Annotated in this window: 13 protein-coding genes, 1 tRNA gene and 1 pseudogene; 6 read left to right on the plus strand and 9 right to left on the minus strand. The window is 72.4% G+C overall.

Annotated features, from left to right (window positions below):
• Window positions 1–76 precede the first annotated feature (76 nt).
• Together HUV60_RS02630 and cobF are read left to right on the plus strand one after the other, a co-directional pair.
• Complete coding sequence (locus HUV60_RS02630) at window positions 77–649, plus strand: DUF309 domain-containing protein (protein WP_257852519.1); 573 nt, start codon at window positions 77–79, stop codon at window positions 647–649.
• 115 nt (window positions 650–764) lie between these two features.
• Window positions 765–1,553, plus strand: a complete 789-nt coding sequence (gene cobF / locus HUV60_RS02635; protein WP_257852518.1) for a precorrin-6A synthase (deacetylating) — start codon at window positions 765–767, stop codon at window positions 1,551–1,553.
• Between the two features lie 13 nt (window positions 1,554–1,566).
• Here cobF and HUV60_RS02640 read toward each other — a convergent pair whose 3' ends face one another.
• Window positions 1,567–2,352 carry a cobalt-precorrin-6A reductase gene (locus HUV60_RS02640; protein ID WP_257852517.1) on the minus strand — a complete coding sequence of 262 codons (786 nt, stop codon included), beginning with the start codon at window positions 2,350–2,352 and terminating at the stop codon, window positions 1,567–1,569.
• A 234-nt stretch (window positions 2,353–2,586) separates the two neighbouring features.
• Between HUV60_RS02640 and HUV60_RS02645 the strand changes: the two genes are divergently transcribed.
• Entirely contained in the window at window positions 2,587–3,990 is a 1,404-nt protein-coding gene (locus tag HUV60_RS02645; protein WP_257852516.1) for a diacylglycerol/lipid kinase family protein, read from the plus strand.
• 50 nt (window positions 3,991–4,040) lie between these two features.
• On the opposite strand, the gene HUV60_RS02650 is transcribed toward HUV60_RS02645, so the two are convergent.
• Window positions 4,041–4,856 (minus strand): sulfite exporter TauE/SafE family protein, encoded by an 816-nt coding sequence (locus tag HUV60_RS02650; RefSeq protein ID WP_257852515.1) that lies wholly within the window; start codon window positions 4,854–4,856, stop codon window positions 4,041–4,043.
• Window positions 4,857–5,030: 174 nt separating this feature from the next.
• Between HUV60_RS02650 and HUV60_RS02655 the strand changes: the two are divergent.
• The 3 genes and pseudogenes from HUV60_RS02655 to HUV60_RS02665 form a co-directional block, all read left to right on the plus strand.
• A pseudogene (locus HUV60_RS02655) lies at window positions 5,031–5,500 on the plus strand (Dps family protein); the annotation flags it as partial.
• Window positions 5,501–5,700: 200 nt separating this feature from the next.
• The gene (locus HUV60_RS02660) at window positions 5,701–6,516 is read left to right on the plus strand and encodes an SAM-dependent methyltransferase (RefSeq protein ID WP_257852513.1); all 816 of its coding nucleotides are present in this window, start codon (window positions 5,701–5,703) and stop codon (window positions 6,514–6,516) included.
• Window positions 6,517–6,629: 113 nt separating this feature from the next.
• Entirely contained in the window at window positions 6,630–7,166 is a 537-nt protein-coding gene (locus HUV60_RS02665) for an NUDIX hydrolase family protein (RefSeq protein WP_055570771.1), read from the plus strand.
• A 42-nt stretch (window positions 7,167–7,208) separates the two neighbouring features.
• Here HUV60_RS02665 and HUV60_RS02670 read toward each other — a convergent pair whose 3' ends face one another.
• The 7 genes from HUV60_RS02670 to tdh all read right to left on the minus strand — a co-directional run bounded on the left by HUV60_RS02670 (window position 7,209) and on the right by tdh (window position 12,920).
• The gene (locus HUV60_RS02670) at window positions 7,209–7,874 is read right to left on the minus strand and encodes a GPP34 family phosphoprotein (RefSeq protein ID WP_257852510.1); all 666 of its coding nucleotides are present in this window, start codon (window positions 7,872–7,874) and stop codon (window positions 7,209–7,211) included.
• Between the two features lie 663 nt (window positions 7,875–8,537).
• A tRNA-Pro gene (locus tag HUV60_RS02675) sits at window positions 8,538–8,611 on the minus strand.
• Window positions 8,612–8,783: 172 nt separating this feature from the next.
• On the minus strand, window positions 8,784–9,143 hold the full coding sequence (locus HUV60_RS02680) for an MmcQ/YjbR family DNA-binding protein (RefSeq protein ID WP_257852509.1): 360 nt from the start codon (window positions 9,141–9,143) through the stop codon (window positions 8,784–8,786).
• Between the two features lie 79 nt (window positions 9,144–9,222).
• The gene (locus tag HUV60_RS02685; RefSeq protein ID WP_257852507.1) at window positions 9,223–9,525 is read right to left on the minus strand and encodes a hypothetical protein; all 303 of its coding nucleotides are present in this window, start codon (window positions 9,523–9,525) and stop codon (window positions 9,223–9,225) included.
• 156 nt (window positions 9,526–9,681) lie between these two features.
• Window positions 9,682–10,587: a LysR family transcriptional regulator gene (locus HUV60_RS02690; protein ID WP_257852505.1), complete on the minus strand. Its 906-nt coding sequence runs from the start codon at window positions 10,585–10,587 to the stop codon at window positions 9,682–9,684.
• Window positions 10,588–10,600: 13 nt separating this feature from the next.
• Window positions 10,601–11,800, minus strand: a complete 1,200-nt coding sequence (locus tag HUV60_RS02695) for a glycine C-acetyltransferase (protein WP_257852504.1) — start codon at window positions 11,798–11,800, stop codon at window positions 10,601–10,603.
• A 91-nt stretch (window positions 11,801–11,891) separates the two neighbouring features.
• Entirely contained in the window at window positions 11,892–12,920 is a 1,029-nt protein-coding gene (gene tdh, locus HUV60_RS02700) for an L-threonine 3-dehydrogenase (RefSeq protein WP_257853163.1), read from the minus strand.
• Window positions 12,921–13,122: the final 202 nt, after the last annotated feature.

A 13,122-nucleotide genomic window follows, 5' to 3' on the forward strand; every position in this document is an offset into this window, starting at 1 on the left:
CGTGAGCGCGCGGTCCGTACTTTACCCCACCGACCCGACCGGGCCGAAAGCGGCCCGGGCAGGGGACAATCGGGGTATGGGCAGCAAGGACAGGATCTCCTGGGAGCAGGACGACAGGGCCGTCTCCGGGCGGGCGGACGACGCGCGCGACCGGGACGGCGACGGGCGGGCGCGCAGTGCGCGGCCCCGGGACGGGCTGGGGCGGCCGTTGCCCCACGGAGCCCAGGGGGTACCGCGACAGCCGGAGGGGGTTGTCCGGCCGCCGCTGGAGAGCGTCGCCGAGGCGCAGCGGCTGCTGGACGAGGGGAAGCCGTTCCACGCGCACGAGGTGTTCGAGGATGCCTGGAAGTCGGGGCCCGAGGAGGAGCGGGAGCTGTGGCGCGGGCTTGCCCAGCTCGCCGTGGGGCTCACGCACACGGCACGCGGGAACGTGACCGGCGGGGCCAGGCTGCTGCGGCGCGGGGCGGGCTCGGCCGAGGAGTGGGCGGCGGGCGCGGGAGAGCCTCGTCCGTACGGGATCGACCTCGGCGGTGTCGTCGCGTGGGCTCGGGGGCTGGCGGCGGAGGTCGAGCGGGGGGACGGCGTTCCCGTGGACGCCGGGGCACGGGCGCCCCGGCTGCGGGCTGGGGCGCGGGGGCAGGGCTCGTAGGCGGGAGGTTCCGGGAGGTTCCTTGACGGCGGCTCCCGGCAGCGGTGGCGCGCGGCAGGGGGCGGTGTGTGGAGGCGGTGGACCCGGTGCCGGTGGCGTGCGGCAGACTCGGGGCGTGCGAAAGATTCATGTCATCGGTATCGGCGCGGGCGACCCCGACCAGCTGACCCTGCAGGCAGTCAGGGCGCTGCGCGACACGGATGTGTTCTTCATCCTCGACAAGGGCGGGGTGAAGGCGGACCTGACCGGCCTCCGCCGGGACATGCTCGACGCGCACCTGCCGGAGCGTGCGTACCGCGTCGTCGAGGCGCGCGACCCGGAGCGGGACCGGCGGGCCGGCGGCGCCGCCTACCCCCCCGCCGTTGGCGACTGGCGCAGCGCCCGCGCGGACATCTACACCCGGCTGATCGCCGATGAGCTGGGCGAGGACCAGGCCGGCGCGTTCCTGGTGTGGGGTGACCCCTCGCTGTACGACAGTACGCTCGCGATTCTCGAGGAGGTCCTGGCGCGGGGCGAGGTCTCCTTCGACTACGACGTCGTCCCGGGAATCAGCAGTGTCTCCGCTCTCGTCGCCCGGCACCGTACGGGACTCAACCGGGTCGGCCGCCCGGTCCAGATCACCACCGGCCGGCGTCTCGCGGAGGGCTTCCCCCGGGGGGTGGACGACGTGGTCGTGATGCTGGACGCCCACCAGACCTTCCGGCAGTACGCCGACCAGGACGTCGACATCTACTGGGGCGCCTACATAGGCACCCCGGACGAGATCCTCGTGTCCGGACCGCTCGCCGAGGCGGCGCCCCGGATCGAAGCACTGCGCGCCGAGGCCCGCGAGCGCAAGGGCTGGATCATGGACACGTACCTGCTGCGCCGGAGCCCCGGGGCGGACGGCCTCGAAGACGGGTGAGCCCCGGGGGGCGTCAGAGAGGGCCCAGTCGCTCCAGGACGCCCGCGACGTCGGGCACAGCGTGCACGCCTTCCGGGAGGGGCGGGCGGCTGACGACCACGACCGGCAGACCGAGTTCGCGGGCTGCCGTGAGTTTGGCGGAGGTCGCCGGTCCCCCGCTGTCCTTGGTCACCAGGACGTCGATGCGGTGCTCGCGCAGCAGCGCCGTCTCGTCGGCCACGCCGAACGGGCCGCGGGCCAGCAGGACACGGGTGTGCGGCGGCATGGGCGGCCCGGGGGGTTCCACCGACCGTACGACGAAGTGGAGCCGGGTCAGGTGTGCGAAGGCGGCGAGGCCGAGGCGGCCGGTGGTGAGGAGGACCCGGTGCCCGAGCCGGGGCAGCAGTTCGGCGGCGGCCTCCAGGGTGGGGACCGGGTGCCGGCGGTCGCCGGGGCCCGGCTGCCAGCCGGGGCGGCGCAGGACGACCAGGGGCAGGCCGGTCGAGGTCGCGGCCCGAGCCGCGTTCGCCGTGATCGTCCCGGCGAACGGATGGGTGGCGTCGATCAGGGCGGTTACGCGGTGGGCACGCAGCCAGTCGGCGAGTCCTCGGGCCCCGCCGAAGCCGCCGACGCGCACCTCGCCCGCGAGCGCTCCGGGCCGCGCCACGCGCCCGGCGAGCGAGGTGGTCACCCGTACGCCGGGGCGGGCGGTCAGCTCGGCGGCGAGCTCGCGTGCCTCGGTGGTGCCGCCGAGGACCAGGACGTGCGGGGGCGGTGACGACGGCGAGGGGCGCGGGGGCTGCGACGGCTGCGGGGACACGGCGTCGAGCGTACGAGGCCGGTACGGGGCAGCCGCGGCGCAGGTACGGGGCCGGTTGCCGGAGGACGTGCGGCGGCCTCGGAAAGAGGCGCCGCGAGGGCCGGAAATGATCGGGGGAGGCGCGGGAACGGGGCAGGCGCACGGACGTCGGACATGCGGCGTGACCAGGTCACGGAACCCGGTCTCACCCATGGCCTCGTACGCCCTACGATGACGCCGGGGACTGGAGGAGTCATGGCCGTGGACTTGAGCAGGCAGGCCTACCGGGCCCAGCGGTGGGCCGCGCGGACGGCGCTGGCCGCGGCCGGGCTCGCGGTGGTGGTCCCGCTCGTCTACGGCGGTACACGAGGCCTGGTGGTGCTGCTCTGCGGTGCGGTCGGGCTCGCCCTCAGTGCCGCCGCCCTGTGGTGGACGCTGACCCTGCGGGGGCCGTTGCGCTGGGTGGCCGCGCTGGTCGCCGTCTGTGTGCCCGCGGCCGTCATCGCCGTGTACACGGTCATCCTGTTCTGGGCCCTCCCGCTGTCGCTGGTCCTGTGGGCGCTGGCCGTGTGGAGCGGCCGGTTCGCGCTGCGCGGGACGGGAGGCGAACGGCTGCGCGAACGGCCGGGGGAACGGCGGACGCCGCCGCCCCGGCGGGCGGTGCTCATCATGAATCCGCGGTCGGGCGGCGGCAAGGTGGGCCGTTACCGGCTGCGGGAGAAGGCGGAACGGCTGGGCGCCCGGGTCGTCCTGCTCGATCCGGAGAAGGAGAACGACGTGACGGCGATGGCCCGGGAGGCCGTCGCGGGCGGCGCGGACCTGCTGGGCGCCGCGGGCGGTGACGGCACACAGGCGCTGGTCGCGGCCGTGGCCGCCGAGCACGACATCCCGTTCCTGGTCATCAGCGCCGGGACCCGCAATCACTTCGCCCTGGACCTGGGCCTGGACCGCGGCGATCCGGCGGCCTGCCTGGACGCGCTCACCGACGGGGTGGAACTGCGCATCGATCTGGGTTTCGCCGGTGACCAGCCCTTCGTGAACAACGCGTCCTTCGGCGCCTACGCGTCGATCGTGCAGAGCCCGGCCTACCGGGACGACAAGATCGGCACCAGCCTGGAGCTGCTGCCCGACCTGCTCACCGGCCAGCAGGGAGCCCGGCTGGTCGCCCGTGTCGGGGACACGGAACTCGACAATCCGCAGGCCGTACTGATCAGCAACAACCCCTACCGCACCGACGACCCCTTCGGCCTCGGCCGACGGGAGCGGCTGGACACGGGTGTCCTCGGGATCCTCGGCGTCAAGGTCGAGAGCGCGGTGGACGCCGCCGTGCTGCTGCTGGACCCCTCGCGGGGCCGCCTCACCAACCTGACCGCCTCCGAGGTCCTCGTCGAGGGCGACCAGGCGGAGATCGAGGCCGGGGTCGACGGCGAGGCGCTGCTGCTGCCCGCGCCCGTACGCTGCCGTATCGCGCCCGGCGCGCTCCGTGTCCGCGTCCCGCGCAAACGGCCCGGCGTGGCCCAGGCGCCCCCGCGCCTGAACTGGCGGCGGCTGCGCAAACTGGCGGCGACGGTCGGCCGTACGGCGGCCCCGAGCCGGTTCCGGCACCACCCGGACCTCCCTGACGTACCGGAAGGGCAGGGGCCCTTCCTCGGGCGGTGAACCCGGCGCGCACAGCAACGGCTCTCTCGTCGACGCTTCCCGCTCCCTCCTCAGCGCAGCAGGAGCTGCAGGCCGCCCACCACCGTCGCCGCGATCACCAGCTGCTCGAACAGCCGCTGGTTGATCCGGCCGACGGCCCATTTCCCGAGCAGCGCGCCGGGTACGACGAACAGCACGAGCGCCGCGTCGAGCAGCAGTGAGTCCGCGTTGATCAGTCCGAGGCCCACGCTGAACGGTACCTTGGACGTGTTGACGATCAGGAAGAAGAACGCCGAGGTCCCGAGGAACCCCAGTTTCCGGAAGCCGACGGAGAGCAGGTACATGGACATCACAGGCCCGCCCGCGTTGGCGACCATGGTGGTGAAGCCGCCGAGGACACCGTACGAGCGGGCCTTGATCCGGCCGGCCCGGGAGGTGACCTGGTCCGGGCCGTTCCGTCCGCCCTGTTCACGCTCCGCCTCGGAGGCGGTCCTCGCGGCCCGGTCCGCCGCCCGCCGCCGCCACACCGTCACCGCGGCCATCAGGAGCAGGATCGCCCCGATCGATGTCCCCACGGCCTCGTCGTCCGCCCACGTCAGGAAGACGGTGCCGACGACGACACCGGCCGCGACCGCCGGGAAGAGCCGCCACAGCGTGGGCCAGTGGGCGTGCCGCCGGTAGGTGAGGACGGCGAGCACGTCACCGGCGATGAGGACGGGCAGCAGCACGCCGGTGGAGGCGCGGGCGGGCAGCATCGCCGCGAAGATCGCGAGGCTGACCGTGTTCGCCCCGCTGACGGCGGTCTTGGAGAAGCCCACGAGCAGGGCCGCGAAGGCGAGGGCGGCGAACTCCCAGCCGGTGAGGTGCCAGAGCGTCATCGTGTCCATTGCGGAGACTGATGCTATGTCCACCTAACGACCGCCGTAAGCACCGTCTCGCCTGTCGGCTCCCCGCACGGCGTTCGCTGCCCCCTGCCCAGCCCTGGGCCCACCGCGGCGGGCCCGCGTTTGCGCCGGGGAGCCGGGGCACCCGCGAAACCTACCGGCGAGGAGCGTTACCCCATGACTGTTGTGCGGAGCACCCTGCCCGACGAGGCCCGACGGGTCGCCGGCAAGGCACTCCAGGACACCCTGGTGGATCTGCTCGGTCTCTCACTGATCGGCAAGCAGGCCCACTGGAACGTCGTGGGTCCGCGGTTCCGCTCGGTCCACCTCCAGCTGGACGAAGTGGTCTCGACCGCGCGTACCGAGGCCGACACGGTCGCGGAGCGGGCCGCGGCGCTCGGCGTGCCGCCGGACGGTCGCCCGGAGACCGTCGCCAAGGTCTTCGCGCTGCCCGTTCCCGAGGAGGGCCGGCTGCGCGACGCGGACGCGGTGCGGCTGATGGCGGAGGCGCGGGGGCCGCGATCGTACAGCTGCGCGAGCGCGTCGACGCCACCGAGAAGCCGGACCCGGTCACCCGGGACCTGCTGATCTCCGCCACCGCCCGGCTGGAGAAGCAGCGCTGGAGGTTCGAGGCCGAGAACTCCCCCACCAGGCGTGACGGACCGCGACGACGGATCCCACGACGCTTCCCGCCTTCCGTCGGCCTCCCCTCCCCTCCCCTCCTCTCCCCTCCCGCCTCGCTCTCCCGTTCCCGGGACAACGTGATCACTCCGCGGGCACAATGGCCGCGACGGCCGGATCCGGTCGCAGGAAAAGGCGAAGGCAAGGGAGAGGGAGGGGAAGAGACGTGGGTGAGAACCACGCCCCGCCGCGCGGCTCGACGCGGCTGGACACCTCGGTGGCGCACAACGCACGCGTGTGGAACCACTGGATCGGCGGCAAGGACAACTACGAGGTCGACCAGCGGGTCGGCGACCAGGTCGCCTCGATCATCCCTCTCATCCGGGACATCGCCCGTGCGGACCGGGAGTTCCTGGGGCGGGCCGTCACCTACCTGGCCGGTGAGCGCGGTGTGCGGCAGTTCCTCGACATCGGCACCGGACTGCCCACCGCGGAGAACACCCACGAGATCGCCCAGCGGATCGCGCCCGACTCACGGATCGTCTACGTCGACAACGACCCGATCGTGCTGATGCATGCCCGGATCCTGCTCACCGGCACCCGGGAGGGCGCCACCGACTACATCGACGCCGATGTGCGCGACCCGGACGCCATACTCGAACGGGCCACCGCCACCCTCGGCTTCGACCGCCCGGTCGCGGTGATGATGCTGGGGATCCTCAACTTCGTCCTCGACACCGAGCAGGCGCGCGCAACCGTGCGGCGCATCATGGACAAGCTCCCCTCCGGCAGTTTCTTCGTCCTCACCCACCCCACCCACGACGCCGAGGTGGGCGGCGGGAAGCAGATCCCGGCGATGGAGTTCTGGAACGAGAACGCCACTCCCCCGATCACGGCTCGCAGCGCCGAGGTCATCGCCACGTTCTTCGAGGGGCTGACTTTGGTCGAGCCCGGCCTGGTGTCCTGCTCGCGATGGCGCGCCGGGACCGGCTCCGTCACCCCGGTGGTACCGCAGTACGGTGCGGTGGCCATGAAACCCTGACGCGTCGCCCCGGACTCCCGCCTCCGCCGACCCGGCCGAGCCCTTCGAGGAGGACACACCGTCGCGGAGCGGCCACCCCCGTCAGTCCGAACCGTTGAAAGTATGATCAAACAATGTCTGACACGACCGAAACCACGCCGGGATGGCTGTCCTCCGACGAACTGGAGATGACACGTGCCCGCATGCCGATCCTGTACGTCGAGTCCGTCCCCGTACGTGTCGACGACAGCGGCGAAGTCACCAGCGTAGGCCTGCTGCTGCGGATCGGGCCGGACGGCACGGTCAGCCGGACGCTGGTCTCCGGCCGGGTGCTGCACCACGAGCGCATCAGGGACGCGCTGCTGCGCCACCTGGAGAAGGACCTCGGCCCGGTGGCGCTGCCCCGGGTACCGGCGTCGCTCCAGCCGTTCACCGTCGCCGAGTACTTCCCCACGCACGGGGTCACGCCGTACCACGACCCGCGCCAGCACGCGGTGTCCCTGGCCTACATCGTGCCGGTGACAGGTGACTGCCGGCCCCGGCAGGACGCCCTCGACCTGGTGTGGTTCAGCCCGCAGGAGGCGCTGTCGGAGGCGGTGCAGAGCGAGATGCCGGGCGGGCACGGAGTCCTGCTGAGGCAGGCCCTCGCGCACGCGGGCTGCCTGAGCTGACGCGCTCCCCGCCGCTTCCCGGCCGTTCTCGTCGCACCCCGGTCACACGGCTCGCCAGATGTTGTCGAAGGCCGCCGCCTCGACGGCCCGGCGCTGCCGTACGCCGGCCAGTTCGACGACGGCTTCGTTGACCGCGACCAGTACGGTCACGATCCGGTCGTCGCCGAGATCCGCGAGATCGTCGTGGTCCCCGAGACCCTTGTCGGGGTCGTCGGCGCCCCGGGCGCCGACGCCCGCGGCGGCGGCGAGGGCGGTGAGCACCGGTTCGTGCGCCGCCCAGCGGTCGTTCGCATGGCGGCGCGCCGGTGAGTCGGCCAGCTCCGAGGGGGCGATGCTCAGCGAAGGTTTCCGCGTCCGCCGACGGGCGGCAGCCGATCCCGTCGTCCCCAGCTCCGCGAGATACGCGGCCACCAGGTCGCGGCCACGGCGCCACAGCCAGTCCTCGACCGGCTCATGCGGTTCCTGTCGGACCAGCGAGGACACGGCCTGCCGCAGCAGCGGATCGTCGGTGGCCGGCTCCGCGGCGGGCTCCGCCGCCTGCCGCGGGCCCGGCACCACCACTCGGTCTCCGTCGAGGTCGGCGGTCCCGGCGTCGATGAGGTCGATCAGCTCCGCACCTGCGAGCGCCAGCGACAGATCGCCCGGCTCGACGGACGTACCGGACCGTGTGTCGATGACGACGACGAGCAGATCCCGCGCTGTGGTCATGAGTGGCTCCACATCAAAGGGGGCGACGGAAAAGGGCAACGGGCTTCTGCGGGTCACCCGTTGCTCTCACAACCACGAGGACGGCCTCCTCATTCCCGGCTCATTCCCGGCTCATTCCCGGCTCGTTCCCGGCTCGTTCCCGGCTCGTTCCCGGGAGGGGACCACCGCCGACCGAAGGCGGGCCGGGCGAGGAGGGGCACGACGACCGAGACGATGCCGTGGGTGAGGAGCCGACTGGACAGGCGCCGGTCCGCGCGGTGGACGCATCACCACCGCCGCCCTGCGCGATGCCACGCACGGGGACGGCGTGGTCACCAAGCTCAACTGTGGGCACCTGCGCCACCATGACCTCCGGCACACCGGACCGGCCTGGTTCGCCGACGCCGGAGTCCTCGTGCACGTCCTACGCAGCATCGCCGGCCGCGGATCGCCGACCACCGCCCAGCGCTGCCTCCACGCGGACGTACACAAGATCACAACCGCCGGCGCAGCGCTCTCCGCCCGCCTCAGTGCGGTCCGCGCACCGCACTCCCTACCGAGCCCGATCGGCATGACCCGCAGGCGCCGGTCAAGGAGGCCGGCCTCCAACCGGTCCCCCGAGAAAGGCCAAGGGCCGGTTTCGGACACCTCCGAAACCGGCCCTTGGCCTGCGACTGTCTCCAGTCGGGACGACAGGATTTGAACCTGCGACCCCTTGACCCCCAGTCAAGTGCGCTACCAAGCTGCGCCACGTCCCGTTGCCCGTCTGACCTGGTGGTTTCCCGGGGCCGACGTGCACCGAAACAATACCGCACCCGGGAGGATGATCGCGCGCCCCTCTGGCCGAGGGGCAGCGCCTTCGAGGAGTCGGGTCCCGTCCGGATCACCGCTCCGGGCGAGCCCCGAACCGGCGTCCGACGCCCCGCATGCTCACTCCCCCGGCTGCCGGCCCAGCCCGGGATGGGCGTCGAGCAACTGGGGCGGGGCCGCCTGGCGCCAGGAGTCGGCGAGGATGTCACGCAGTTCGTCCTCGTCCTCCAGGGTGGCGAGGCGGGCCCGGACCCAGGCGAACTGCGCCTCGTGGCCCGCGATCCAGAACTTCTCCGGCTCCGCGAGGGCCAGTTCGTCGCGCTCCTCCTCGGGACAGCGCACGGCGATGGACGTCTCGTCCTCGGGCAGGGTGACGAACATCTTTCCCGCCACCCGGAACGTAGGCATGCTCCAGGCCACTTTCTCCGTCGTGTCCGGCAGGGACAGCGCGATCCGTCGTACGTCTTCGGCATCCGGCATGACAGGCACCGTAGCGGTCGGCACTGACAATCACCCGGCGGCGGCGAGGGGCCGTGCGGGCGCAGACGCCGTGCGCTCCTCACACGGTGCTGAGCACCACGCTCGTCATCAGCCCGCCGAGGAGCGCGGCGGCCGGGACGACGAGAGCCCGTCCCGCGTGGGAGGGGCAGGCGACGCGCGGCCAAGATATGGACGGCCGCCGTGCCCGGGAAGGCGAGCACGGACAGGGGACGACGCCGGCCAGGGCGGCGCAGGCCGCGGTGGCCCACCAGGGGACCTTGCGGGTGAAGTCACGGCGGGCGATCGGACAGGTACCCACGCCGGCGAACGCTGCGCAGTCGAGGGACACGCCGATCACCACCAGGGTGTCCGCGGCTTCCACGAGTGCGTCTTCTCCTCGAGCCCGTTCCCGCGTGGCTCGTGTGCCTCGCGTGGCCACATGGCTGACTGCGGAGACGGCCGGACAGACCGCTTCGGTTCCGCCGGGGGGCGACCCGGGAACGGGAAATCGGCGTCCCCGACGCCGCCGCGTCCGGCCCTACGCCTCGCCGGCGGCCTCACCGAGAGCGTCCAGGACCGGGCGGATCAGCGGGTGTTCCTCGGCTCCCCGGCGTACGGCGGCGAAGACCCGGCGGGTCGGTGCGACGCCGTCGACCGGCCGGACGGTCACGCCGGTCAGGTCCATGCCGCGCAGCGCCGAGCGCGGGACCAGTGCGACGCCCACGTCCGCCGAGGCCAGGGCCACCACCGCGCGGAAGTCGTCCGAGGAGTGCTCGAGCCGGGGCTGGAATCCGGCGTTCTCGCAGGCCAGGACGACGACATCGTGACAGGGGTTGCCGGGGTACGGGCCGATCCACGGATCCTTGGCCAGCTCGGCAAGCGGTACCTCGGCGACGCCGGCCAGCCGGTGGGTGACCGGGACGACCGCGTCGAAGGGCTCCGCGTACAGGGAGACGTGCGTCAGGCGGAGGTCGTCGGCGGGCGGCGCCCCGCGGTACTCGACGGCCACGGCGATGTCGACCTGCCGGTCCAGGAGCATCGGCAGGCTGGCGTCGCCCTCGGCGTCCTGGACACGGATGCGGATACCGGGCGCCCCCGCGGCGAGGCGGACCACCGCGGGGACGACGACCTGGGCGATCCCGGTCGCGAAGGAGGCGACGGTGACGGTGCCGGCCGCGCCCGAACCGTATGCGGCGAGTTCGGCCGCGGCCCGCTCCAGTTGGGCGAGGACCACATGGGTGTGGCCGAGCAGGATCTCGCCGGCCGGGGTCAGCCGTACGCCCTTGGCACCGCGCTCCACCAGCCGGTGGCCGGTCTCCTGCTCCAGCGCGGCAAGCTGCTGGGACACCGCAGACGGGGTCAGGTACAGCGCGGCGGCCGCCGCCGTGACCGTACGGTGGTCGGCCACCGCACGGAGGATGTGGAGCCGCCGTGCCTCGATCATGCAATCGATTCTCTCAGGCGTCGAGCTCCGCCCGCGCCGCCACGAAGGCCTCCACCACGCGGTTCACGTCCTCGGTCGAGTGTGCGGCGGACAGCTGGACCCGGATCCGGGCCTGTCCCTCGGGCACCACGGGGTAGGAGAAGCCGACCACGTAGACACCGCGTTCCAGCAACAGCTCCGCCAGGCGTCCCGCGCGGGACGCGTCGCCGATCATCACCGGGGCGATGGGGTGGTCGCCGGGGAGGATGTCGAAGCCCTCCTCGGTCATCCGGTGGCGGAACAGGAGGGTGTTCTCGCCCAGCCGGACCCGCAGGTCGTCGGCGGACTCCAGCAGGTCGAGGACCTTCAGCGAGGCCGCGGCGATCACCGGGGCGAGCGTGTTCGAGAACAGGTACGGCCGGGAGCGCTGGCGCAGCAGGGCGACGATCTCCGCGCGGGCGGCGACATAGCCGCCGGAGGCGCCGCCGAGGGCCTTGCCGAGGGTACCGGTGAGGATGTCGACGCGGTCCATGACGCCGTGCAGTCCGGGCGTGCCGCGTCCACCGGGTCCGACGAAGCCCACGGCGTGCGAGTCGTCGACCATGACCATGGCGTCGTGACGTTCGGCGAGGTCGCAGATCTCGGCCAGCGGTGCGACATGGCCGTCCATGGAGAAGACGCCGTCGGTGACGATCAGCTTGCGGCGGGCCCCGCCCTCGGTGGCCTCCTTCAACCGGCACTCCAGGTCGGCCATGTCGCGGTTGGCGTAGCGGAAGCGGCGGGCCTTGGACAGACGGATGCCGTCGATGATCGACGCGTGGTTCAGCGCGTCGGAGATCACCGCGTCCTGCGCGCCGAGCAGGGTCTCGAACACGCCGCCGTTGGCGTCGAAGCAGGACGAGTAGAGGATCGTGTCCTCCTGGCCGAGGAACGCCGACAGCCGCGACTCCAGGTCCTTGTGCACCTCCTGTGTGCCGCAGATGAAGCGCACCGAGGCCATGCCGTACCCCCAGCGGTCGAGGGCCTCGTGGGCGGCGGCGAGCACCTCGGGGTGGTCGGCGAGGCCGAGGTAGTTGTTGGCGCAGAAGTTGAGGACCTCACCGGGGCGGCCTCCCGCGGTGACGTTCACGGTGGCGGACTGCGGGGTGCCGATCACGCGCTCGGGCTTGTGCAGTCCGGCGGCGCGGATCTCGTCGAGGGTGGTGCGGAGGTCGTCGCGCACGGAGTCGAACATCGAGAAGCTCCTGAAAGGGCTCGCGGAAGAGGAGAGGAGAGGAGAGGAGAGGAGAGGAGAGGAGAGGGCGCTGAGGACAGCGTGCGGTGGGCTACGCCGTCCAGTCGAGGATGATTTTTCCGCTGCGGCCGCTCGCCGCGTCCTCGAAGGCCGCCTCGAAGTCGCGGTGGGAGTACCGGCCGGTGATCACGGGGGCGAGGTCCAGGCCGCCTTCGAGGAGCACCGACATGGCGTACCAGGTCTCGAACATCTCACGGCCGTAGATCCCCTTGAGGGTGATCATCGAGGTGACGATCCGGGACCAGTCGACCGGAAACTCCTCGGCCGGCAGGCCGAGCATCGCGATCCGACCGCCATGGGTCATGTTGGTGATCATGTCGCGCAGCGCCTCGGGCCGGCCGGACATCTCGAGGCCGACGTCGAAGCCCTCGCGCAGGCCGAGGAGGTGCTGCCCGTCGGCGATCGCCGAGTCCCGCACGTTCAGCGCCAGGCTCACGCCGATCTTGCGGGCGAGTTCCAGACGCTCCTCGCTGACGTCGGTGATCATCACGTGGCGGGCGCCGGCGTGCCGGGCCACCGCGGCGGCCATCAGGCCGATCGGTCCGGCACCGGTGATCAGGACGTCCTCGCCGACGAGCGGGAAGGACAGGGCGGTGTGCACGGCGTTGCCGAACGGGTCGAAGATCGCGGCGACATCGAGGTCCACGGGGACACGGTGCACCCAGACGTTGGCCGCGGGCAGGGTGACGTACTCGGCGAACGCGCCGTCACGGCCGACGCCGAGGCCGATGGTGGCACGGCACAGGTGCCGGCGGCCTGCCTGGCAGTTGCGGCACTTGCCGCACACCAGGTGGCCCTCGCCGCTGACCCGGTCACCGGCCTTGATCTCGCCGGCGTCCCGGCCGGTCTCGACGACCTCGCCGACGAACTCGTGCCCGAGGATCAGCGGGGTGCTGATCGTCTGGCGGGCCCAGCCGTCCCAGGCACGGATGTGCAGGTCGGTACCGCAGATACCGGTGCGCAGCACCTTGATGAGTACCTCGCCGGGGCCGACGGCCGGCTCCGGTACGTCCGCGAGCCACAGCCCGGGTTCGGCCTGGTCCTTGACGAGCGCCTTCAACGCCACGGCTCCTCGGGGTCGGTCCCGGCTTCGGGCATGCCGGAGCAGCCCTGGCCGGGAGCGGGGTGGGATCGCACTGCAATCTGCCGTACGACACCATCACCGGTCCATCGAGGATTTCTTAAGCGCGGCCACAGCTTTCCTTCACGCCGTCACCCCGTCGGCGGCAGCACACCACGTCCGTGGGATCGAGGGAGCAGGC

The organism is Streptomyces sp. KMM 9044, assembly GCF_024701375.2.
Taxonomy (GTDB): domain Bacteria; phylum Actinomycetota; class Actinomycetes; order Streptomycetales; family Streptomycetaceae; genus Streptomyces.

Coding starts and splice junctions, on each gene's coding strand:
- HUV60_RS02695 (WP_257852504.1), bottom strand. CDS start 11,800: ATGTTCGACTCCGTGCGCGACGACCTCCGCACCACCCTCGACGAGATC.
- HUV60_RS02690 (WP_257852505.1), bottom strand. CDS start 10,587: ATGATCGAGGCACGGCGGCTCCACATCCTCCGTGCGGTGGCCGACCAC.
- HUV60_RS02650 (WP_257852515.1), bottom strand. CDS start 4,856: ATGGACACGATGACGCTCTGGCACCTCACCGGCTGGGAGTTCGCCGCC.
- HUV60_RS02665 (WP_055570771.1), top strand. CDS start 6,630: ATGTCTGACACGACCGAAACCACGCCGGGATGGCTGTCCTCCGACGAA.
- HUV60_RS02630 (WP_257852519.1), top strand. CDS start 77: ATGGGCAGCAAGGACAGGATCTCCTGGGAGCAGGACGACAGGGCCGTC.
- HUV60_RS02670 (WP_257852510.1), bottom strand. CDS start 7,874: ATGACCACAGCGCGGGATCTGCTCGTCGTCGTCATCGACACACGGTCC.
- HUV60_RS02645 (WP_257852516.1), top strand. CDS start 2,587: ATGGCCGTGGACTTGAGCAGGCAGGCCTACCGGGCCCAGCGGTGGGCC.
- HUV60_RS02680 (WP_257852509.1), bottom strand. CDS start 9,143: ATGCCGGATGCCGAAGACGTACGACGGATCGCGCTGTCCCTGCCGGAC.